A 20844-nucleotide genomic window follows, 5' to 3' on the forward strand; every position below is an offset into this window, starting at 1 on the left:
GAAATTAGCGCAACCGTAACAGCATATCTGCGATATGCAAACCAATGTTGTTGCCGTTGCATTAAAAAATTGGTTTGCTATATTCCGGATAAGACACCAATATCTCGGTGTCCTGTCTCTCTGTGATCTCGCCCACGATGGCTGCGGGCAGGCCGACCCCCTTCAGCTCTGTCTCGAGCGGAGCCGCGTCCTCCGGCGCGACCGCCAGCAGCAGGCCGCCCGAGGTCTGAGGGTCGAAAAGGATCTCCTCCATGGCGAAGGGCACCCCCTCGAACCGGACGAAGGGGCCTGTGTGGTTGCGGTTTCGCTGACCGGCGGCGGTAAAAAGACAGTCGTCCGCTGCCTGCCATGCACCGGGCAGGACGGGCACGGCACTGGCGCCGATCCGGCAGGACAGCCGCCCGCCCATCATCTCATGGAGATGGCCGAGGAAGCTGAACCCGGTGACGTCGGTGGCGGCGTGGACGGCGTACCGGCGGCTGCATTCCGCCGCGGACTTGTTCAGGGTCGTCATGGAGGCCACCGCAGCGTCCATCGCGCCGGGGGCGGCCTCGCCCACCCGGTTGGCGGTGCAGATGAGGCCGACGCCCAGCGCCTTGGTCAGGATGAGCTTGTCGCCGGGTTTTCCGGTGTCGTTGGCGGTAAGGCGGCGGGGGTCTACGAGTCCGGTGACGGACAGGCCGTACTTCACGCCGGTGTCGGCGATGGAGTGCCCTCCCGCGAGGATGCCCCCCGCTTCGGCCACCTTTTCCGCGCCGCCGCGCAAGATCTCGCCGAGGACGTTCAGGTCCATGCTCTCCGGGAAGCAGACAAGGTTCAGTGCGGTCTTCACCTCGCCGCCCATGGCGTAGACGTCGCTGAGGGCGTTCGCCGCTGCGATCTGCCCGAAGGTATAGGGGTCGTCCACCATGGGCGGGAAGAAGTCCACCGTCTGCACCAGCGCGATCTCGTCGGTGATGCGGTAGACGGCGGCGTCGTCCCGGCTGTCATAGCCCACCAGAAGGTTCGGGTCCGGCTCGCCCCGGGGCAGCTTTTCCAGAATATGGCTCAGCACTCCTGCGCCGAGCTTGGCGGTACAGCCGCCGCCCGTGCAGAAGATGATTTTATCCTCCTGTGCCATCAGGCCCTCTCTCCTTCCTCAAAATGGGTCAAAAATCCCGATGCATTGTAGGTTTCTTTCAGAATCGTCAGCGTTCTCTCCCCCGCTGCGCGGCGCGGGGCGTCGTCGGCCTGATTGAGGATGACATAAAATGCCCAGGTGCCGACATTCTTTCTCCCGCCTGCGCCGCTTGCCAGCAGCTTTGCCAGCCGCTCAGGCGTCAGAGAGGCTTCGGGCGGCACGCCCAGCAGGGCGCAGGCCGCATCCAGCCGGAAGCAGACCTCCGCGAGGGGCCTGCCCAGAGCCGACAGCCCGGCCACGGCCAGCACGATGTCGCTTTCGGGCAGGAGCACCGGCTCATGGGCCGCCGGGGCCTTGCAGGGGCGATGCTTCGCGCCGTCGGCTTCGAGAAGGACGGTATCGGCCCCGGCCATCCATCCGGACAGGCCGGGCGGCTGGGTCAGCTTGCCGTTTTCGGCGGGCGAACCCGCCACGGCATAGGTCCCGGCCTGCCAGAGGGCATCCCGCACGGCCTCATCGGGGGCGTAATGCGCGCTGGGGCGCTGGATATGGGTGGTGGTGGAGACCAGCACCCTCTGCCCCTCGGCGGCGCAGAGGCGGGCCATCCCGTAGAGAAGCGTTGTCTTTCCGCCGCCCCCCACGAGGGAGACGACATGGCCCTTCTCCCGCAGGAAGGGCAGCGCTTCGAGGCCGTTCATCAGACTTCGCCTGCTTGTTCGGCCACAGCCATAGCGACCTTCTCAGGGGTGATGGGCAGCTCGTAGAAGCGGGTGCCGATGGCGTTGTAGATGGCGTCCGAGATGGCGGGCAGCGGGGTGTTGATGACCACCTCGCCGATGGATTTCGCGCCGAAGGGGCCGTTCGGCTCATAGCTGTTCTCGAACTCGACCCGGATATGGCCCACGTCGGCGCGGGTGGGGATCTTGTACTGCATGAGCGAATTTTCCATGGGCCAGCCCCGCTGGTCGTAGGTGATGTTCTCGGTGAGGGTCATACCGATGCCCTGCAGCAGACCGCCCTCGGCCTGCACACGGGTAAGGTTCGGGTTGATGGGGGTGCCGCAGTCCACGCAGGCGTCGAACTCCAGCAGCTTCACCTCGCCGGTCTCGGTGTCCACCTCTACCTCAGCCGCGCCCACCATATAGGGCGGAGGCGACAGGGGCGACATATGGGTCTCCGTGACCTCCAGCGGCACATCGTGGCCGAACATGGAGGCCGTGGCAATGTCGGCCAGCGGGACGCTCCGGGCGGGGTCGGCAGAGACAAACACCGTCTTACCGTCAAATTCCACGTCGCTCTCCCCACAGCCCAGCAGCTGCGCGCCCAGCTTGCAGATCTGACCGCGCAGCTTCAGGGCGCACTTCTCGACGGCCTTACCGGTGATGTAGGTAGTGCTGGACGCATAGGAGCCGGAGTCGTAGGGGGAGGTGTCGGTGTCGGCACCGTAGACGGTGATGTCGTCCATGCCGCATTCCAGCACCTCGGCGGCGATCTGGGCCAGCGTGGTGTCACAGCCGGTGCCCATATCGGCAGCGCCGATGAGGAGGGTATAGAAGCCCTCATCGTTGATCTTCAGGGTGGCGCTGCCCACGTCCATGCCGGAGATGCCGGAGCCCTGCATCGCCATGCCCATGCCGACGGCACGGATCTTTCCGTTGCCCATATCGCGGCGGGGGTACTTTTCGTCCCAGTTTATCATTTCGTGGACCTTCGCAAGGCACCGGTCGAGGGCGCAGCTGGTGTTCACCGCGCCGTAGTAGGCGGGCATGACCTGCCCCTCCTTCACGATATTCATTTCCCGGAGCTTGAAGGGGTCCATATGGAGCTTTGCGGCCAGCTCGTTGACGGCGGATTCCACCGCAAACAGGCCCTGCGTCGCACCATAGCCCCGGTAGGCACCCGCCGACATATGGTTGGTGTACACCACATCATAGGTAAAGCGGAAGGCCTCGGCCCTGCCGTAGAGGGGGATGGATTTATGTCCCGAAAGGCCCACTGTCGTGGGGCCGTGCTCGCCGTAAGCGCCGGTGTTGGAGAGGGTGTAGAGGTCGAGGCCGCGGATGGTGCCGTCCCTGTCCGCGCCGAGGCGGAGGTGGATCTCCATCTCGTGGCGGGGGGTGGAGGCGATCTGGCTCTCCTCCCGGGTGAAGATGAGTTTGGAGGGCTTTTTGGTCTTCCACGTCACGAACGCCGGGTAGACCTCACAGACGGCGGTCTGCTTCGCGCCAAAGCCGCCGCCGATGCGGGGCTTCGTCACCCGCACCATGGACTTCGGGATGTGGAGGGCGTTGGCAATGATGCGGCGGGCGTGGAAGACGATCTGGGTCGAGCTGAGGACGTTCAGACGGCCATAGAGGTCGATGCTGCAATAGGTGCGGAAGGTCTCCATCATGGCCTGCTGGCAGGCTTTGGTGTGGTAGACATGGTCGATGACGATGTCACAGTCAGCCAGCACCCCGTCGATGTCGCCGTCGCTGCACTCGTCGTGGGCGCAGAGGTTGCGCTTGTTGTCCGCGCCCACGGGGCACAGGCTCTCCCAGTTGTCCTCGGGGTGGACGAGGATGGGGTTGTCCTTGGCGGTGTGATAGTCCAGCACCGGCTCCAGCACCTCATAGGCGACCTTTATCAGTTTCAGCGCCCTATCGACGCATTTGTCGTCCTTGCCCGCCACGATGGCCACAACGTCGCCCACGAAGCGGACGTGGCGGTCGATGAGGAGGCGGTCGTAGGGGCTGGCCTCCGGGTAGGTCTGGCCTGCCTGCGTGTAGCGGCGGGCGTCCTGCGGCACATCCTCCCATGTAAAGATGGCCTCGATGCCGGGCACCTTCTTGGCCACAGCGGTGTCGATGCTCTTCACGATGGCGTTGGCGTGGGGGGAGCGCAGGAGCTTGACGATGAGGCAGTCGGCGGGGACGAGGTCGTCCATATAGACGGGCTGGCCCGTCACCAGCTGCATGGCGTCCTTCTTGCGGAAGGGTCTGTTGACCGTATTCATTCTGCCGCCTCCTTCTTGGCTTTTTTCCATGCGAGGAAGTTCTGGATGCCCCGCAGCTGGCCCTCATAGCCCGAGCAGCGGCAGAGGTTTCCGGCGAGATATTCCTTGATCTCCTCCTCGGTGGGATATTCCTTCTCCCGGAAGAGGGCGAGGGCGTTCATGATGAAGCCCGGGTTGCAAAAGCCGCACTGCTCTGCGCCCTGATCGGCGATGAAGGCGCCGAACTCGGCGGCTTCGTCCTGCAGGCCCTCGAGAGTGGTCACTCTGCGGCCGTCGGCCCGGACGGCGAGGACAGAGCAGGACAGCACCGGCTTGTCGTCGAGAAAGACGGTGCACAGGCCGCAGTTGGAGGTCTCGCAGCCCCGCTTGACGCTCAGGCAGCCGTGGCTGCGCACAAAGTCGATGAGCAGCGCGTCAGGCGCAACGTCGGCGGTGAGCTTCTTATTATTTAAGGTAAGTGTGATCTGCATGGTGTTCCCCTTCCTCAGCCTTCCAGACGGCAGACGGCGCGTTTGGTCAGCACGCTGGCCAGATGGCGGCGGTACGCGGCGCTGCCCCGGATGTTGCTTTCGGTCTTGATGTCTGCCTTCACCTCAGCGGCGAAGCGGGTGGCGAAGGCCTCGGCGGTCTCCCCTGCCTGCGGTGCGGCGGTGTAGAGCACAGCCTTGCCCGGGCGTGCGCCGAGGGCGGCGCGGATGCTGCCGTCGGCAAGGCGGGCGGCGGCGCAGGTCAGCACCGGGAAATCGGTCTGGCTGTTGCGCACCGACTGGTAGCAGAAGCGGGCGTGCTCCTTCGGCACGAGGACCCGCACGAGGATGTCCCGGTCATAGGGGCGCTGGGCGTACTCCGAAAGGGGCACGACGCCGCCCTTGTACAGCTCCACCGAGGCGTTCAGCGCAAGGAAGATGGTCAGCACGTCCGAAAAGCCGAAGCGGCTGTAAAGACTGCCGCCCACGGTGGCGAGGTTGCGCAGCTGGACGCCCACGATGTGGCGCACCGACTCCCGCACTGCGCCCTCGGTGTAGGCGGCGAGGCCCTCGTGCAGCTCGAGCTGGCGCAGCGTCACCATCGCACCGATGGCAAAGCCCTCCTCCGTCTCCTCGATGGTATCGAGGCCGAGGCCCGACAGGTCGATGGCAGTGCCCACATTGATGTTCTCCATCTTGAGCCAGATCATGCCGCCGAGGACACGGTTCTGCTTTTTCTGGTTGAGCTGCCACGCCTCCTCGAGACTTTCGGCCTTTTTGTATTCCCGAATGGTCATCATTTTGCTGTTTCCTCTCTTTTTTGGCCTTTTGCTTTTATTCTATCACAAAATCCGCTATAATGCCACTGTAGCGATTCAACTTTTCCATGCAGGGGAGGACGAGACGATGGAACAGACGAAGCAGGCGGCGGTGGGCTGCGTCATCATGGCGTCGGGGCGGGCGGTGCGCTTCGGCTCGGATAAGCTTCTGGCCGACTTCGGCGGCGCGCCCCTCATCGCCCGGGCGCTGGCCGTCACGGCCTCCCCCGCCCTTGCGGCCCGGGTGGTCGTCACCCGGTCGGCGGAGGTGGCGCGTCTCGCCCGGGCGGCGGGTGCAGCGACCGTCCTCCACAGCCTGCCGGGCCGGAACGACACCGTCCGCCTCGGCCTTGACGCGCTGCTGGGCGAGTGCCCCGGCCTCGGGGGGTGCATCTTCCTGCCCGGCGACCAGCCGCTGCTGCGGCGGGAGAGCCTCGAGGCCATGGTGCGCGACTTCCACGCGCAAAAAGAAACAGAACGGGTCATCCTCCGTCTGGGCTGGCGCGCCGGGGGCGCAGAGCCTCTGCTGGGGAGTCCCGTCCTGTTCGGAAGCGGTCATTTCGACGCCCTGCGCGCCCTGCCCGAGGGCAAGGGCGGCGGCGTAGTCATCCGCCAGCACCCCGGCTGCGTCCGGGCCGTGTACGCCCAGAGCGCCGAGGAGCTGGAAGATGCGGATACGGTGGAGCGCTTAGAGGCGCTGAAGCGTTTCCTCTGAGCCGTCCAGCGCCTTTTTCAGGTTTGCCAGCACCTTCTCGCTCAGCAGCACGAAGGCCTGCTTGGTGCGTCCGGCCGAGACGCCCGGGCTGTGGACGTTGGGACGGGCGAAGAAGCCCTCGCTCACCGGGCCGGCGGCGGCGTAGGTGTCGCAGAAGAAGTGGGTGCCGGGCTTGTCCAGCCACGCTTCGAGGGCGGCGGAGTCGAAGCCGGGGCCGATGGAGGTATTGAAGAGGACCTTGCCCTCCCCCAGCGCCTCAAACTCCGGCCCGCCCAGCAGCAGGACGTTCTTGTTCAGGCAGGTAAAGACCACCTCGCTGTCCCGCAGAAGGGCGTCCAGAGGCTTGTACTTCATGCCCGCAGCCTCGGCGTCCGGCTTGCGGCTGCGGCTGTAATAAGAGATGTCCGCGCCGAGGAAGGCCAGCGCGTCGGCGATCATCCGGCCCGAGACGCCCAGACCCACGACGCCCACCTGGAGGCCGAAGATCTCCACCGGCTCGTCCCGGAGCATCGGCATCCCGAAGCCGTGGAGCAGGCCGGTCAGCTCGTGGAGGACATATTCCACCACGCCCCGGTCGCCGTAGTCCCGGATGCCCAGCACCCGGATGCCCTTTTCCCGGGCAAAGGCGATGTCCACGTTGGCGCTCTTCTCGGAGTAGAGGCTGCAGCACATCCCGATGTAGCACAGATCGGGGCAGCGGGCGATGACGTCCCGGCCCATGCGGGAGGTATAGCTCAGGAGCACCGCGTCGGCGTCCCCGATACGGCGGACGATCTCGTCCGCGTCGGCGGGGACGTCCCGGAAGAGCACGACCTCCCTAGCGTACTGATGCAGGGCCTCTTCCGCCGAGGGGATGAGGCTGACCGGCTCGATGGCGACCAGTTTCTGGAACATAGCGCTTTCCCTCCTTATTTAATAGAAGCAGACCGGCGAGGCGAGGTTGCGCAGCAGGGCCACGGCGCTCCACCCGGCGATGGCGCTGGTGGAGGAGCAGATGTCCACCACAGCCTTGACGCCCTCGATCTCAGCGGTGATGCAGTGGTCGTCGCCCACCCAGCCGGGGACGGAGTGCATGGTCACGCCGGTGACGTCCGGGCCGGTGGTGGCCAGCGAGGTGGCCACGGCGACGTTCACCCGGCGGGGGAAGGTGGCGATGGCCTCCTTGGCACTGCCGGTGAAAACGGTGGTCTTTTCGGTGTCGGTCAGCAGATGGTCAGCCCAGACGGGGGTGTTGCGGAAGCCCTTCGCGCCGGTGTGGGTCTCGATACCGGCCTTTTCGTCCAGCTTCTGGGCCTCAGCCATGAGGGTGACGGTCTGCAATACGTCGAAGCCGCCGATGGCACCGCTGGCCAGATGCACCTTGGCCCCGCCCTCCCGGGCCGCCTGCTTGACCTCCTCGTAGAAGGCGAGGTCGGCGAACGCACCGATGGACAGCACCACGAGGCTCACGCCCCGGCGCAGCACCGGCACCGCCATGGCCCGCACCGCCTCCACCGAGGCCGCCTCCACGATGTACTCCGGCTCCAGCGCCAGCAGGGCGTCCACGTCCGCGCAGGCCGCACAGCCCACGGCGGACGCCGTCTTCTCTGCCGAGGCGAAGGTGCGGCTGGTGACGCCCACCAGCTCGTAGTCTTCCAGCAGGCCCCTCTTCCACGCGTCGGCCACAATATTTCCGAGGAAGCCGCAGCCCACGATGCCAAATTTCGTTTTCATGATACCATTCTCCTTTTTCCCGCCTGATCGGCGGGTTTTTCCTTTCCCAGTATACCATGTCTACCCCGGAAAAGCAAAAGTGGCGCTTCTTCTTCGCCAAAAGGCATTCTTTTGGTCGTATCTTCTCCATTCACGCAGGAAACAGGGCGATTCGCGCAGGTTTTATTGATTTTTCCCCGCAAATGTGGTACATTCAGGACAGTCAGACGTTCCCTGTTTTTACCACTTATTTTCACCATTCAAAGGAGGTTTTTGTATGTTGTCTTATCGTAAGCTTGCGATGCGTGTTCTGGGTCGGCCTCTCCATACGGGGGGGGTAACGATTCACCCCGTCCGGCCTCTCAGCGGGCAGCGGCGTTTATCCTGACTGCCGCTCTGCTGACCGGGGCGGCCTTCCCCGCCTTTGCAGGCACCTATTATATTGAGGATGGCGACATCGTCATCTCGGCAGGTACCGAGGCCGGCACCAACAAGGTGGAGCAGACCGGCAAGGATACGGTCGACAACGATAAGGACACCGTCATCACAAATCATGACAAGGACACCGCTTCTTCCAACACCGTGACCATCGACGCCAAAGACGAGGACGATAAGGTAGAGGTCACGCTCAAAGATGTAAACATCGACGCCAGCAGAGGGAGCGAAGCCGCCGTGAGCGTGACCGGCAAGGGCGATACCAATATCGAGCTGGATGGCGACAACGAGCTGAAGAGCGGCGCTGGCCATGCCGGATTGGAGTACAACAAGACCGACACCAGCGGCGAACTGACCATTCAGGACAAAGATAAGAACGGCAGTCTGGACGCTACCGGTGGATTCAAAGGCGCAGGCATCGGCAGCGCTGGCAGCAATGACACTCAGGTAAAGATCACTGGCGGCAATATCACGGCCACCGGTGACGATTGGGGTGCAGGCATTGGCAGTGGTTCCGACGGCAACGGCACGGACGGTACGGCTTATGTAGAGATCACCGGCGGCGAGATCAATGCGACCGGCGGTTATTTAGGCGCTGGCATCGGCGGCGGCTGCAACGGCAGCGGCAATGTGACCATCAGCGGCGGCACCATCACTGCCGTAGGCGGTGGTGACGGTGATGACAGTGGCGGCGGCGCGGGCATCGGCGGTGGTTATTATAACGGTGCGACCGTTACGGTAACCGGCGACGCTGTTATTAAAAATGCATCCAGCACGAAATACGGTGCAGGCATTGGCGGCGGTTATGGCCACGACGGTGATGTGACGATCTCCGGCAATGCAAAAATTGAGAATGTGACCGGCGGCTACGGTGCGGCAGGCATCGGCGGCGGCGCATTTAGTTCCCCCGATAAAATCGGCAACGGTAACGTGGTCATCAAGGATAATGCCGAAATCGACAATGTGCAGGGCGGCGCTTATGGCGCAGGTATCGGCGGTGGTATTTTTGGTCTCGGCAATGTGACCATCGAGGGCAACACCAAAGTCAACGCTGCCGGAGGCGCAGGCGGCGCGGCCATCGGCGGCGGTGCTGGCGCTAAAAACAGCAGCAATAACAATGGCAATCAAATCACCATCAAGAGCAATGCGAACGGCAGTCCCACCGTCAAAGCGGTCGGCGGCGGTACAGATGAAGAGGAAGAAATCGTTATTGGCGGCGCGGGCATCGGTGCTGGCTGCGAAAGCGATGCAGATGCCGACATCACCCTCGAGGGCAAAGTGACTATCACAGCCACCGCTGGAAAAGACAATGTTGCCATCGGTGCCAACGGCATCGAGCAGGAGTTCTCCGGCCTTGCTGAGGGCAGCTCCATCACCCGTTACAACTCCGAGGGCAACAACATCACCCTCCCCACCGACCCTGTTCCTGCGGTTCCCTCCGCGTCGGGCGGCGGCTCTGCGGACGCCTCTGTGCAGGAGTCGGTCTTCCCGGGTCTCGTCGTCACCGACAAGGACGGCCAGCGCATCTCCTACACCAGCATCCGGGGCAACAACGTCCTCTCTATCCGCGTCGGGCGGTTCACGGCCTCCCTCCGGGCCTCGCTGGCCACCCTGCGTCAGCTGCGGGCTGAGGGCATCGATACCATCACCTTCCAGACCATCCTCTGCTCCACCACCCTCTCGGTGGATGAGCTGCTGGCCATGGGCGGCGAGGACGCCGAGGCCGTCCTGACCCACCGGCTCACCGCTTCCAGCCTCACCGTGGGCTGAGGCGCTCTTGTCCCCCGATTCGTTTTGTGCTACACTATGGGCGTAGAAAAATCACACGCAAATCGAGGGAATAGAAACTATGGCTGGCGATCTTCACACCCATTCCACCTGCTCTGACGGCTCTGTGCCCATCCACCGTCTGCCCCTGATGGCAGCACGGCTGGGCCTGAGCGCTCTGGCCCTCTCGGACCACGACACCATCCTCAGCGCACAGTACGCCTACGACCACCCGGTGCAGGACGGCGTGCGGCTCATCCCCGCCGCCGAGCTGACCGGCTACGACTTCCAACGGAGCCACCGCGTCCACATTCTGGCCTTCTGGCCCGACCCTGACAGCCCCGCCCTGCGGCGGCACTGCGACATCATGCGCCAGCGCCGCAACGAGTGCGCCTTGCAGAGCTGCCGGGAGATCGAGGCGCTCTACCCCCAGTTCCGCACCGAGCAGGCGCTGGAGTACGCGCAGGACAGCGGCGTCCTCTTCAAGAGCGGCATCATGCAGGCGCTGCAGCAGCTGGGCCTGTGCGACGGCATCTACACCGGGCTGTACCATGAGCTGTTCGGCTGGGAGCCTCGGGGCAGATGCCTCCACTCCCCCGCCTACCCGCCGGTGCGGGAGGTGCTGGCCACAGCCAGAGCCTCCGGGGCGGTGGTGGTGTTCGCCCACCCGACGGTGTACAAGAGTATGCCCCTTGTGCGGGAGCTGGTGGCCGAAGGGGCCATCGACGGCATCGAGGTGGACCATCCCCGCAACAGCCCCGAGGACAGGGCCGAGTGCGCCGCCCTCTGCGCGGCCCACGGCCTCATCGTCACCGGCGGCAGCGACTTCCACGGCGCGAACCACGGCAAGCCCCACCCTGTGGGGGCCTGCGTCACCGCCGACGACCAGATCGCCCGGGTGGAAGCGCTGGCCCGCCAGCGCCGGGGCGGCACACTGTGACTGGGTCACATTGACATTTTCTGCCCTGCGGGTGTATAATACGACTGTCAATCGGCCATAGAGAGAGGATGTATGAATATGAGCAAGTCTTTCAGCTACCCCAACAAGGGCACCTGCTCCAAAGAGACCCACATCGTGCTGAACGATGACCACACCATCGAGTCCATCGAAGTCGTCGGCGGCTGCAACGGCAACCTGAAGGGCATCAGCCGCCTGCTCAAGGGCATGAAGGTGGAGGACGCCATCGCCCGGATGGAGGGCACGACCTGCGGCCCCCGTCCCACCAGCTGCCCCGACCAGATCGCCCAGAATCTCAAGCGCGCTCTGGCGGAGCTGTAAAAAGCGGTCTTCGCGCCGGAATATCGCTGTACAAGATCGCCGGGAGCTGCCCGACAGCACCCCCGGCGATTTTTGATGCCGCATTACTTGACTTTGTCAAGTTAATGTGCTATACTGCATTCCATCCTAGATAAGAAAGCAGAAGAAAGCGAGCTGAGCACATGGAGCCTTATACCGTATCCTCCTGCATCCTGACCCTGCACAGAGCCTTCGCCGCTTATACGAGCCAGCGCCTGCAGGAGCTGGGCCTGAACTTCGGGCAGATGTATTTCATCCTCTACGTCGGAAAGCACCCGGACTGCACCCCCTCGGAGCTGACCAAGGAGCTGCATCTGGACTGGGGACACTCCCAGCGCAGCCTTGTCAAGCTGGTCGAGGACGGCTTTCTGACGAGGGAAAAGCCGGGGCGCAGCTACCGTCTGCGGCTGACTTCGCAGGGCGAACAGGCCTTTATGGTCTGTCACCGGGTCTTTGCCGACTGGGACGCGGAGGCGCTGAGCGGGCTGACGGCCCCGGAGCGGCAGCAGCTGCTAGCCCTCCTGCAAAAAGCAGCAAAAAAGAAAGGGTGAAACGATGTACGAAACGATTTTAAGCCCCGTCGATTACGGCGGGCTGCGGCTGAAGAACCGCATTCTTTTTGCGCCCACCACCTTCGGCCTGTCGGACGAGGAGACCCTTGCAAAATACCGCGCACTCGCCGAGGGCGGCTGCGCCATGATCATCGTCGGGGATGTCCCGGTGGGCAAAAGCAGGTTTGAGAAGTCGCTCTTCGATGCCAAGGGCTTTGCCTTTTATCAGCAGCTCGCAGAGATCGCCCACGCCGCAGACTGCAAGCTCTGCGCCCAGCTCCACCAGAGCGACTCCGACCTGCTGGCGATGTTCAAGTACCTTCCCGCCCTCCTGACGAAGAAGCTCACCCCCGACCAGCTGCGGGAGAAGCTGAACGAAGCCGTCGGCCCCTACATCACCAAGCTGCCCAAGCGCAAGCTCCAGAACATCCTCGACGGCTTCGGGAAAGCCGCCCTGCTGGCCAGACAGGCGGGCTTCGACATGGTGCAGGTGCACGGCGACCGGATGTGCGGCAGCTTCAGCTCGGCCCTCTTCAATCATCGCACCGACGAATACGGCGGCAGCGCAGAGAACCGCGCCCGCTTTGCGGTGGAGGCCGTCCGGGCCGTCCGGACGGCTGTCCCGGGGATGCCCATTGATTACAAGCTGGCCGTCCGGCAGGAGGGCCCGCACTTTGGCAACGCCGGTGTGGCGGAGGAAGAGCTTTCGGTCTTCGTCCCGCTGCTGGAACAGGCGGGCGTCACCAGCTTCCATGTGACGTTGGCGAACCACTCGGCCTTGGAGGATACCATCCCCCCGGCCAGCCATCCCTATTTCGGACAGCCGGGGTGCTTCCTCAAGTTCTGCGACGAGGTGCGGCAGTATACCGCCCTGCCCCTCTGCGGGGTCGGCGGCCTGAACGACCCCGATTTCGTGGAGCAGCAGCTCGCCAGCGGGCGCATCCAGTGCGCCGCCATGAGCCGTCCGCTTCTGGCTGACCCGGACTTAGTGAACAAATTGAAAAACGGACAGGCGGCACAGATCCACCGCTGTGTCCGCTGCAACAAAAAGTGTCTGGGCGGGCTGATGGCCCATCAGGGCACCCGCTGCATCTACGATGCGCTGCGGGTGAAAGAAGCCTGAGCCGCCCGTACCATCATCATTTCAGAGAGCCAACGGCTCCAAAGGAGAATCTATGCGCTACGCCATCGTATTCAGCAGCAAAACAGGCAACACGAAATTATTGGCAGACACCCTCCACGACAGTCTGCCGCAGGACACCTGCGCTTATTTCGGCGCTCCGGACCCTGCTGCTCTGGACGCCGACACCCTCTATGTGGGCTTCTGGACGGACAAAGGCACCGCCGACGCCGCAATTCTGGAATTTCTGGAACAGCTGCACGGAAAGAAGGTCTTTCTCTTCGGCACAGCAGGCTTTGGCGGCAGCGAGGGCTATTTCAACAAGATCTTAAAGACCGTCCAAAAGTCTCTCGACCGCAGCAACACCCTCATCGGCAGCTTCATGTGTCAGGGCAAGATGCCGCTGTCGGTGCGCCAGCGGTATGAAGCGATGAAGAAGCAGCCCATCCATATGCCGAATCTGGATATGCTGATCGAGAATTTCGACAAGGCCCTCTCTCACCCAGATGCCGACGATCTGGCGCGGCTGAAGCAGGCCGTTCGGTGACAAACAAAGCCCCCTTTCGGAGCGTTCCGAAAGGGGGCTTTGCTATGTTCCAGAGAAAGAGTTACTTCTCCTCCCGCGGCAGCAGGCAGTTGAGGATGATCGCCACAAAGGCGGCGGGCACGATGCCGCTCTCGCCGCAGATGAGCTGGACGAACTGGGGGGTGTTGGCGAGGATGCTGGCGTTCGCACCCATGCCGTAGCCCACGCCCAGCGCGACAGAAACGATGGTCAGGGTGCGGGGGGTCATCTTCTCCTTGGTGATGAGCTGGATGCCGGACACCACGATGGAGGAGAACATCATAACGGCTGCGCCGCCCAGAACGGCCTGCGGCATGATGGAGATAAGTGCGCCCAGCTTGGGGATGAGGCCGCAGAGCATCAGGAAGATGGCGCCGGTGGCCAGTGCGCCACGGTTGACCACCTTGGTCATGGCCACGAGGCCCACGTTCTGGCTGAAGGAGGTGTTGGGCAGGACGCCGAAGCAGGCGGCCACGGTGGAGCCGAGGCCGTCGCAGATGATGCCGCCGGACAGCTCCTTATCGGTGGCCTCACGGCCCATGCCGCCCTCCATGACGCCCGAGATGTCGCCCACCGTCTCCACAGCGGTGACGATGAACATGATGATGACGGGCAGGATGGCGCGGAGGTCAAAGACGATCTTAACGGGCACCAGCTTCGGGATGGCGAACCAGCTGGCCTCGGCGACCTTGTGCCAGTTCAGCACCCATGCCTTGGTGAACTCCACGCCCTCGGCGGTGACGCCGGTGGTGGGCAGGACGAAGCCCATGACGATGGCGGCCAGATAGCCCGCGACGATGCCCACGAGGATGGAGGAGGAGCTGAGGAAGCCCTTCGTCCAGTGCTTAAAGAAGAGGATGACCACCAGCACGAAGAGGGCCAGCAGCAGGTTCTCCACCGAGCCGAAGTCCTTGGCCGCGTTGCCGCCGCCGAAGGAGTTGACGCCCACGGAGATCAGGGACAGGCCGATGGACAGCACCACCGTGCCCGTGACCACCGGGGGGAAGAGCTTGCGCAGGGGCTTGAGGAAGACGCCCAGCACACTCTCGAACAGGCCGCCCAGAATGGATGCGCCCATCATGGCGCCGTAGGCCGTGACGCCGCCGCCCATGGTGGCCGCGACGCTGTTGAAGACGCCGAGGAAGCCCGAGCTGGTGCCCATGATGATGGGCACCTTGCCGCCGACCGGGCCAAGGCCGTACAGCTGCACCAGCGTGACGATGCCCGCCACGAACATGGCGTTCTGCAGCAGGCTCACCTGCAGGTCTGCAAACTCACCGCCTGCGATGCCGCAGGCGCTGGTGATGATGAGCAGCGGGGTGAGGTTGCCCACGAACATGGCGAAAACGTGCTGCAGGCCCAGCGGGACGGCGTGGCGCAGCGGCATCTTCGCCTCGAAATCATATGCCGAATTTTCCAGTTCAGCGCTCTTTATCATATCCTAGCTCCTTTGCTTCACTTCCGGGTTTTGTAACAAGCATAGAAAATTATAGCAGACCAGCGGCGGAAACGGTAGATGTTTTCGAAGTTTTTCTTCCTCTTTTCGTCATAAGTCGTACTTCTCCCGCTCCCCCTACACCCCCGGCACCAGCAGTCTTTGAGCCTCATCGAGGCGCTCTGTGCCCTCGGGCAGGTCGTTGGCGGCGAGCATCTGGCCCGGCGAGACGTGGTAGCGCTTGGCGATGGCGAAAAGCTCCTCCCCCGCCTGCGCATAGCAGATGCGCAGCGACACCTCGGGGTCGGCGGGGGCCAGCGGGTCGCCCAGCTCCACCCCGCCCACCAGCGGCCACGTCTGCCGCACCAGCACTGCGCCCTCGGCCCGGACGGTGAGGGACACCTCCAGCGCACCGCCCGCGCTGGTGCACTGTACGTCCTGCACTGTCAGCCAGCACTCAGGGTAGGCTTGGGCGTCGGGCGGGAGATCGGCGGGCAGGGGCAGGGCGTAGTCCAGCGCCTTTTCGTAGCACTCGATCTCCCCGAGGGTGTTTTCGGCGAAAGCCGACACCACGGCCCGGGCCGTCAGCGCGGCCCTCCCCTCGCTCCGCGTCAGGCTCACCGGCCCGAAGGAAGCAAAGCAGGCCAGAATGTGCGCGCCCGCATCGGGCAGCGGCCCGGACCCCCGCAGCACCGTCGTCTCGTCCAGCGTACAGAGCAGCCCCTCGGTGGCGATGGTCTGGGGCGTCACCTCGGCGGCGAAGCGGGTGGAAAAGGCGTCGGCCACGCATTGGAGCTGGTAGGGGCGCCAGCCGCTCAGCCGGAGCAGGGCGGTGGCCGTCAGGGTGGTGGAGGCGCTGCCGTCCTCGGCGGTCTCCCCCTCGGCGGCGGCAAAGCCCACCGGCGCAAGGGTGCACAGGCACTGGCAGTCCTCGCTCAGCCCCTCCACGTCCACGATCTGATGGAAGGGCAGCTCGGCGGTCTGGCTCAGGAGGGCGGCGTCCCCCTCGGCCCGCCACGCGCAGAGGGCGCGGAGGGTCCCCTTCGCCACGGCCTTGCCCTGCATCCGCTTCAGCTCCCTCACCTCGGCGGTGCCGGTGATGTCGAGGATGGCGGCGGGGGGCTTGGGGAAGGTCAGCGCCCCCTCGATGGTGACGAGCTTTTCGAGGGTGGCGGCCCGCCGCACGCCCCCAAGGGTCGTCAGCTTCTGCTCGATGCCGCCCTCGCTGAGGGCTGTGATGACCTCGGTGGACAGCTGGGCGTGGACGCTCACCACCAGCCCATAGGCCCCCCGCACCTCGATGCGGCGGGAGTTGACGGCCCGGCAGTTGAGGTACTCGGTCTGGCCCTCGACGCAGGCCGTCCACGCGGTGGCCCCGAAGCTGGGCAGCTCGAGGGTCTTGGTGAAGGGCAGCTTCTGCTCGGTCTGGCACAGGCCCGCCCCCTCTTCGCCCTGATAATAGACGGTGCAGCGCAGATACCCTTCCAGCGTCAGCCGCCCGGGGGCCAGCTGCTTTTGCAGCACCACCGGCTGCGCGAAGCACTTGACGATGCGCTGCACCGGCGGCAGATAGTCCGAGATGAGAAGTTCGGTCTCAAGGGGCAGCTCTGCCTTGGCCGTGCAGTCCGCACCCGCCGCAGGCAGAACGTCCCGGAACACTTTCAGCTCCATGGTGATGCTCCTTTCCTGTCCTTGCTCTTGGGAAAGTGTATGCGGGCAGGAAGGGCGGTATGACGGAGCTGCACCTCCGAGCCATGCAGGTTATCTGGCGAAGTTCCCAAATATCAGCGTACCAACGCCATAAAACAAACTTCGCCAAGGTGGCGAACTTGTGCCCAGCTGGCGAAATAGGTACTTCGCCAATCGGGGGAACTTCGCCACGTTGGCGAACAACTGATATTTAATGATGTATCGTTTAATTTATAGGAACTTCGCCACTTGTTCCACCGCAGTGGAGCCGTATCGTGCAGTTGAAAAGGCTCTCCCCGCGGCTTGCCCTCTCCGTCATTGCTTCGCAATGCCACCTCTCCCAAAGGGAGAGGCATTGGCATGTCGGGCAACTCTGCGCTGACCGCTGGAAGCTCAATATGGCGCAAAAAATAGTGCCCTGCTACAGAGGGCAGCAGCTTCGGGACAATATCCCTTGTCAAGCTGTTGTGAATCTCTGTAGCAGGGCACTACCGTTTTCGGATAGAGTAAGCTTTGCTCGTCCCGCGTGGGCCTGACCGACACGCCAGTGGCTCCCCCTTTGGGGGAGCTGGCGAGCGGAGCGAGACTGAGAGGGCTAGCCCGCTCCGAGGGGGAAAAGCTTTCTTTCCGGAAAAGGGTGTGTAAAGCAGAGCCTAATCACTGCTTTCGCTCCTAAAATATGATGACCATCGCGGCGTATGTTTTATCGCCTTTCTGGAACGTACCAGCGTATAGTTCAGCGTTATTTATATTGAGGGATTTCAATTGAGCTTTTAAGAAAGAATACTTTGTCAGACGAGAGTCATAGGAAGGCACACCAGTATCAGGATCAGGCCCTCGATCCTTATAGCTACCTACGTAAATCATCCTGTGACCCGGATCAGTAACCGCTGTCCCGTCGGAGGAAGGCCATTCCATCACGTCCACGCATAACTGCTGGTTTAACAATTTGTCTTTCATGATGGATCCGAGCGCAGCATCTATAGCCGGCTTGTTCACCAACTCGCCGTCGATGAGCCATTCCGCGTCAAATTTTTTTGCCACTGCCTCAAGCGTCTCCTTGGCCTTGTCGCTTACTGTGGTTTCAGAAAGTTCCAAATACGCCTTGAGCGGCTCGAGCTTATTGTTAAGCTCCTCGGACTCCCTCACAAGGCCCTTTTCGCTGCCGTGGGAAGCGCTGCCGCTCCCGCTGCCAAAGAACCAGTCGTAGAGGTCCTCCAGCGGTGCGCAGGCGGTGAGGGTCGCTGCGGTCATCACGCCCGCGAGGGCGAGGGCAAGGAATTTTTTCCGTTTCATGGTCGTTACCTCCATTCGTGCGATGTGTTTCGGTAGCTCTATTATAACTTGCCTCGCCGCCCCCCGCAAGTGCGATTCACGCAGATTTCAAGGCCTTTCACGCAGATTTGGGGGGTGAAAAAGGCCGCTTTACTCCAAGTGTTCTTGCAGCCAGCCCAGCAGACCGTTATAGTCCAGTGTTCCCGACGCCACGCGCAGGATCGTTTCGATCAGATCATCGTCTTCATAGGACAATGTGATCTGGTTGATGTCCAGAAAGACCAGCATCGCGTGCGTACCTATCCGCTTGTTGCCGTCGATAAACGGGTGGTTGCAGATCAATCCAAACCCCAGCCGGGCGGCCTTCTCCAACAGAGAGGGGTAGAGTTCCTGATCGGCAAAGGTCTGGAACGGTGTGCTGACAGCCGAGTCCAAAAGCCCCTCGTCCCGGATGCCATCCGATCCGCCGGATTGTCGGATCAGTGCCGAATGCAGCAGAAGTATCTGCCGTTTGGTCAACACCTTCATTTGGCAAGCTCCTCATAGACACGCTTGTTGCGATCCATCAGCTTCAGCGAGGAAGCCAGTACATCGTCGTCTGCTGCGGCCTGCATGGCATCTGCCTGATTGAACTCGTAGATGATATACCGGGGTGCGTTGTTTTTCAGGATGACCGCTGAGCCGAACTGGTCTACCAGACGCGCAACTTTGGAAAAATTCTGGTTTGCGACCGAGATGGGCACCATCGTATCCGTATTGATATTCATAACATCAGACTCCCTTCTGTCTTTAGTATACTCAAATCGTAGGATAAATTCAACCTAGATTTATCATTCCACTCCCAGACCGCAGAAAAAGCCGCCGCGCCCCCGGTCTTCCCGGGCGGCACGGCGGCTTCTGTTTTCTTTAGTCCTGCGTTTCCTTTTTTATCCCGAACAGTCTGCGGAGCAGCCCCCTCAGACACTTGGGGCTTTTGAGCACGACCACCTGCATAGCGCCGACCACCTTTCTCTCGTTTTCTATGCCATTATAGGCGGGCGGGGCGCAGAATGTGACTCTCAGCTCAGGATCGGGCCATCCGGCACCGTCTCCACCACCACCAGCGCACCCTTCCGGGTGGAGATGGTGATGCAGTCGGAGCCGTCGGCGTACTCGTTGCTGACGCCGAGGGGGTAGCCTGCGGTGAGGACGGCGTCCGTCAGCTCGTAGAACGAGCCGCGCTCCGAGACGCCCTCGGCCCTGCCCTCCATCGGGAAGACGGAGAGGTAGAAGTATTTGCCCTTCGGGTAGCGGCGGGTCTCGCCGGGCATCACGAAGGTAATGCGGCTACGCTCGTCGAGGAGCGTGGCCCGGACGCCCCGCTGCTCAAGGCCGAGGCCGGTGCAGAGGTTCGCCAGCGTGTGCTCGAGGCGTCTGCCGCCCAGCGCACCCAGCAAAAGCGCCTCGTCGAAGCCCTTCTCGGAGGCCAGCTTTGCCGCATATTCGGTGTCGGTGTCGTCCTTGACGTGGGGCAGGACGATGATGCCGTCCTCCTGCGCCGGGCAGGGCGCGGTGTCGAAGTCGCCCACGATGATGTCGGGGCGGCAGCCCAGCGGCTCACAGTTGCGGTAGCCCGCGTCGCAGGCGATGATGGTGTCGTCGGGCCGCAGCGCCGCCGCCAGCGCAGGGCTGACGGGGCAGGCCGACAAAATAACACAGCGGGACATTGATTTCCTTCTTTCTAGGGCCTGCCCCCGTAAGCGAGGCCCACCCTTTTGCGTAAAATTACACTTTCAGCGGGCAGTTCAGAGTGGCCCGGCTCGCCAGTGGCTCCCCCTTTGGGGGAGCTGGCGCGGAGCGCCTGAGAGGGCAAGGACGCTGACAAGACAGCTCCACACAGCGATCGTATTGCTCTGACAAAAAGGCCGCCTATCGCTGCGCAGCAGCTCTGTCGTAACTGGCTTGCCCTCTCCGTCTGCTTCGCAGACACCTCTCCCAAAGGGAGAGGCTTTTGCTCACGGGAAGGCTTTGCCTTACACTCCCCTCGGCCTCTGCCATTCCTTCACGTCCTTGACCTCGTCGTACATGGCGCAGTAGCTGTCGTAGCGGGTCTGGGAGAGCTTGCCCTCGGCCAGCGCGGCCCGGACGGCGCAGCCCTTCTCCGAGCGGTGGGAGCAGCCGGTGAACTGGCACTCGCCGAGGTAGGGGCCGAACTCCGGGAAAGCGTGCTCCAGGTTCTCCTTGGGGATGAAGCCCGCCCGGCTGGCCTCGAGGCTGGCAAAGCCCGGGGTGTCGGCGATTCGCCCGCCAAAGGCTTCAAAGATCGTCACCTCGCGGGTGGTGTGGCGGCCCCGGCCCAGCTTCTGGCTGATGGCAGCGGTCTCCCGCTCCACATCGGGCAGCAGGGCGTTCAGGAGGGTGGATTTGCCCACGCCCGAGTTGCCGCAGAAGGCGCAGAGACGGCCATTGATCCAGTTCCGGATCTCGTCGAGGCCCTCCCCCGTCCGGTGGTCGATGCGGATGAAGGGCAGCGTGGACTTCTCGTAGGCACTGCGCAGGAACTCCGCCTCGGCGAGGTCGCCCTTGGTGCAGACGATGACGGGCTGGACGCCCTTGTCCACGGCGATGGCCGAGAGCTTGTCCAGCACGAGGGTGCTGGGGGTGGGCTGGGTGGTGCTGGCCACGAGGAACAGCACGTCGAGGTTGGCCATCGGCGGGCGGACGAAGACGTTCCGCCGGGGCGCGATGGACGCGATGACCGCCGCGCCGTTTTCCGTTTCCAGCGTCACCACATCGCCCGCCACGGGGGTGAGCTTCTGCTTGCGGAAGATGCCCCGGGGCTTGCACTCCACGATGCCTTCCGACGTTTTGACGTAATAAAATCCGCCGATGCCTTTTGTGATATAACCTGTCATAGTCTCTCC

Annotated in this window: 21 protein-coding genes; 7 read left to right on the forward strand and 14 right to left on the reverse strand. The window is 63.1% G+C overall.

Annotated elements, in window-relative coordinates; all coding sequences use genetic code 11:
- Window positions 1-61: 61 nt before the first annotated feature.
- From selD to MTP38_RS06880, 5 genes are read right to left on the reverse strand one after another with little or no spacing between them, the layout of a single operon-like run.
- On the reverse strand, window positions 62-1120 hold the full coding sequence (gene selD, locus MTP38_RS06860; protein WP_249233059.1) for a selenide, water dikinase SelD: 1059 nt from the start codon (window positions 1118-1120) through the stop codon (window positions 62-64).
- Window positions 1120-1818, reverse strand: coding sequence for a selenium cofactor biosynthesis protein YqeC (gene yqeC, locus MTP38_RS06865; RefSeq protein WP_249233060.1), 699 nt, complete (start codon window positions 1816-1818; stop codon window positions 1120-1122). The genes selD and yqeC overlap by 1 nt, the downstream gene beginning before the upstream one ends.
- Window positions 1818-4115, reverse strand: a complete 2298-nt coding sequence (locus MTP38_RS06870; protein ID WP_249233061.1) for a xanthine dehydrogenase family protein molybdopterin-binding subunit — start codon at window positions 4113-4115, stop codon at window positions 1818-1820. The genes yqeC and MTP38_RS06870 overlap by 1 nt, the downstream gene beginning before the upstream one ends.
- Window positions 4112-4585 carry a (2Fe-2S)-binding protein gene (locus MTP38_RS06875; RefSeq protein WP_227621090.1) on the reverse strand — a complete coding sequence of 158 codons (474 nt, stop codon included), beginning with the start codon at window positions 4583-4585 and terminating at the stop codon, window positions 4112-4114. Before MTP38_RS06875 ends, MTP38_RS06870 begins: the two co-directional genes overlap by 4 nt.
- 14 nt (window positions 4586-4599) lie before the next feature.
- Window positions 4600-5382, reverse strand: a complete 783-nt coding sequence (locus MTP38_RS06880; RefSeq protein ID WP_249233062.1) for an FAD binding domain-containing protein — start codon at window positions 5380-5382, stop codon at window positions 4600-4602.
- Between the two features lie 106 nt (window positions 5383-5488).
- Here MTP38_RS06880 and MTP38_RS06885 point away from each other — a divergent pair, with 106 nt between their 5' ends.
- Complete coding sequence (locus tag MTP38_RS06885) at window positions 5489-6115, forward strand: NTP transferase domain-containing protein (RefSeq protein ID WP_249233063.1); 627 nt, start codon at window positions 5489-5491, stop codon at window positions 6113-6115.
- On the opposite strand, the gene MTP38_RS06890 is transcribed toward MTP38_RS06885, so the two are convergent.
- Together MTP38_RS06890 and MTP38_RS06895 are read right to left on the reverse strand one after the other, a co-directional pair.
- The gene (locus MTP38_RS06890; protein ID WP_249233064.1) at window positions 6089-7009 is read right to left on the reverse strand and encodes an NAD(P)-dependent oxidoreductase; all 921 of its coding nucleotides are present in this window, start codon (window positions 7007-7009) and stop codon (window positions 6089-6091) included. The two genes, MTP38_RS06885 and MTP38_RS06890, sit on opposite strands and share 27 nt — an antisense overlap.
- An 18-nt stretch (window positions 7010-7027) precedes the next feature.
- Complete coding sequence (locus tag MTP38_RS06895) at window positions 7028-7828, reverse strand: aspartate dehydrogenase domain-containing protein (protein WP_249233065.1); 801 nt, start codon at window positions 7826-7828, stop codon at window positions 7028-7030.
- A gap of 474 nt (window positions 7829-8302) precedes the next feature.
- Here MTP38_RS06895 and MTP38_RS06900 point away from each other — a divergent pair, with 474 nt between their 5' ends.
- From MTP38_RS06900 to bilS, 6 genes are all read left to right on the forward strand, one after another.
- Window positions 8303-10012 (forward strand): hypothetical protein, encoded by a 1710-nt coding sequence (locus MTP38_RS06900; protein WP_249233066.1) that lies wholly within the window; start codon window positions 8303-8305, stop codon window positions 10010-10012.
- Window positions 10013-10091: 79 nt separating this feature from the next.
- Window positions 10092-10949, forward strand: a complete 858-nt coding sequence (locus MTP38_RS06905) for a PHP domain-containing protein (protein ID WP_249233067.1) — start codon at window positions 10092-10094, stop codon at window positions 10947-10949.
- Window positions 10950-11027: 78 nt separating this feature from the next.
- Entirely contained in the window at window positions 11028-11288 is a 261-nt protein-coding gene (locus tag MTP38_RS06910) for a TIGR03905 family TSCPD domain-containing protein (RefSeq protein WP_249233068.1), read from the forward strand.
- Window positions 11289-11449: 161 nt separating this feature from the next.
- Window positions 11450-11857, forward strand: a complete 408-nt coding sequence (gene bilQ / locus MTP38_RS06915; protein ID WP_249233069.1) for a bilirubin utilization transcriptional regulator BilQ — start codon at window positions 11450-11452, stop codon at window positions 11855-11857.
- A 4-nt stretch (window positions 11858-11861) separates the two neighbouring features.
- Window positions 11862-12980: a bilirubin reductase gene (gene bilR / locus MTP38_RS06920; protein WP_249233070.1), complete on the forward strand. Its 1119-nt coding sequence runs from the start codon at window positions 11862-11864 to the stop codon at window positions 12978-12980.
- Window positions 12981-13032: 52 nt separating this feature from the next.
- Window positions 13033-13524, forward strand: a complete 492-nt coding sequence (gene bilS / locus MTP38_RS06925; RefSeq protein WP_249233071.1) for a flavodoxin family protein BilS — start codon at window positions 13033-13035, stop codon at window positions 13522-13524.
- Window positions 13525-13585: 61 nt separating this feature from the next.
- Here bilS and MTP38_RS06930 read toward each other — a convergent pair whose 3' ends face one another.
- The 7 genes from MTP38_RS06930 to rsgA form a co-directional block, all read right to left on the reverse strand.
- Complete coding sequence (locus MTP38_RS06930; protein WP_227621080.1) at window positions 13586-14980, reverse strand: uracil-xanthine permease family protein; 1395 nt, start codon at window positions 14978-14980, stop codon at window positions 13586-13588.
- Between the two features lie 135 nt (window positions 14981-15115).
- Window positions 15116-16648 (reverse strand): DUF3794 and LysM peptidoglycan-binding domain-containing protein, encoded by a 1533-nt coding sequence (locus MTP38_RS06935; protein WP_249233072.1) that lies wholly within the window; start codon window positions 16646-16648, stop codon window positions 15116-15118.
- A gap of 690 nt (window positions 16649-17338) precedes the next feature.
- The gene (locus MTP38_RS06940) at window positions 17339-17962 is read right to left on the reverse strand and encodes a hypothetical protein (protein WP_249233073.1); all 624 of its coding nucleotides are present in this window, start codon (window positions 17960-17962) and stop codon (window positions 17339-17341) included.
- 129 nt (window positions 17963-18091) lie between these two features.
- The gene (locus MTP38_RS06945) at window positions 18092-18469 is read right to left on the reverse strand and encodes a type II toxin-antitoxin system death-on-curing family toxin (RefSeq protein ID WP_249233074.1); all 378 of its coding nucleotides are present in this window, start codon (window positions 18467-18469) and stop codon (window positions 18092-18094) included.
- Complete coding sequence (locus MTP38_RS06950) at window positions 18466-18708, reverse strand: type II toxin-antitoxin system Phd/YefM family antitoxin (protein ID WP_249233075.1); 243 nt, start codon at window positions 18706-18708, stop codon at window positions 18466-18468. Before MTP38_RS06950 ends, MTP38_RS06945 begins: the two co-directional genes overlap by 4 nt.
- 291 nt (window positions 18709-18999) lie before the next feature.
- A complete protein-coding gene (locus tag MTP38_RS06955; protein WP_249233076.1) occupies window positions 19000-19647 on the reverse strand; it encodes a thiamine diphosphokinase in 648 nt (215 codons plus the stop codon).
- Between the two features lie 306 nt (window positions 19648-19953).
- Window positions 19954-20835, reverse strand: a complete 882-nt coding sequence (gene rsgA / locus MTP38_RS06960) for a ribosome small subunit-dependent GTPase A (protein WP_227621171.1) — start codon at window positions 20833-20835, stop codon at window positions 19954-19956.
- Window positions 20836-20844 lie beyond the last annotated feature (9 nt).

Origin of the sequence: Faecalibacterium sp. I3-3-89 (assembly GCF_023347275.1) — a bacterium.
Lineage (GTDB): Bacteria > Bacillota > Clostridia > Oscillospirales > Ruminococcaceae > Faecalibacterium > Faecalibacterium butyricigenerans.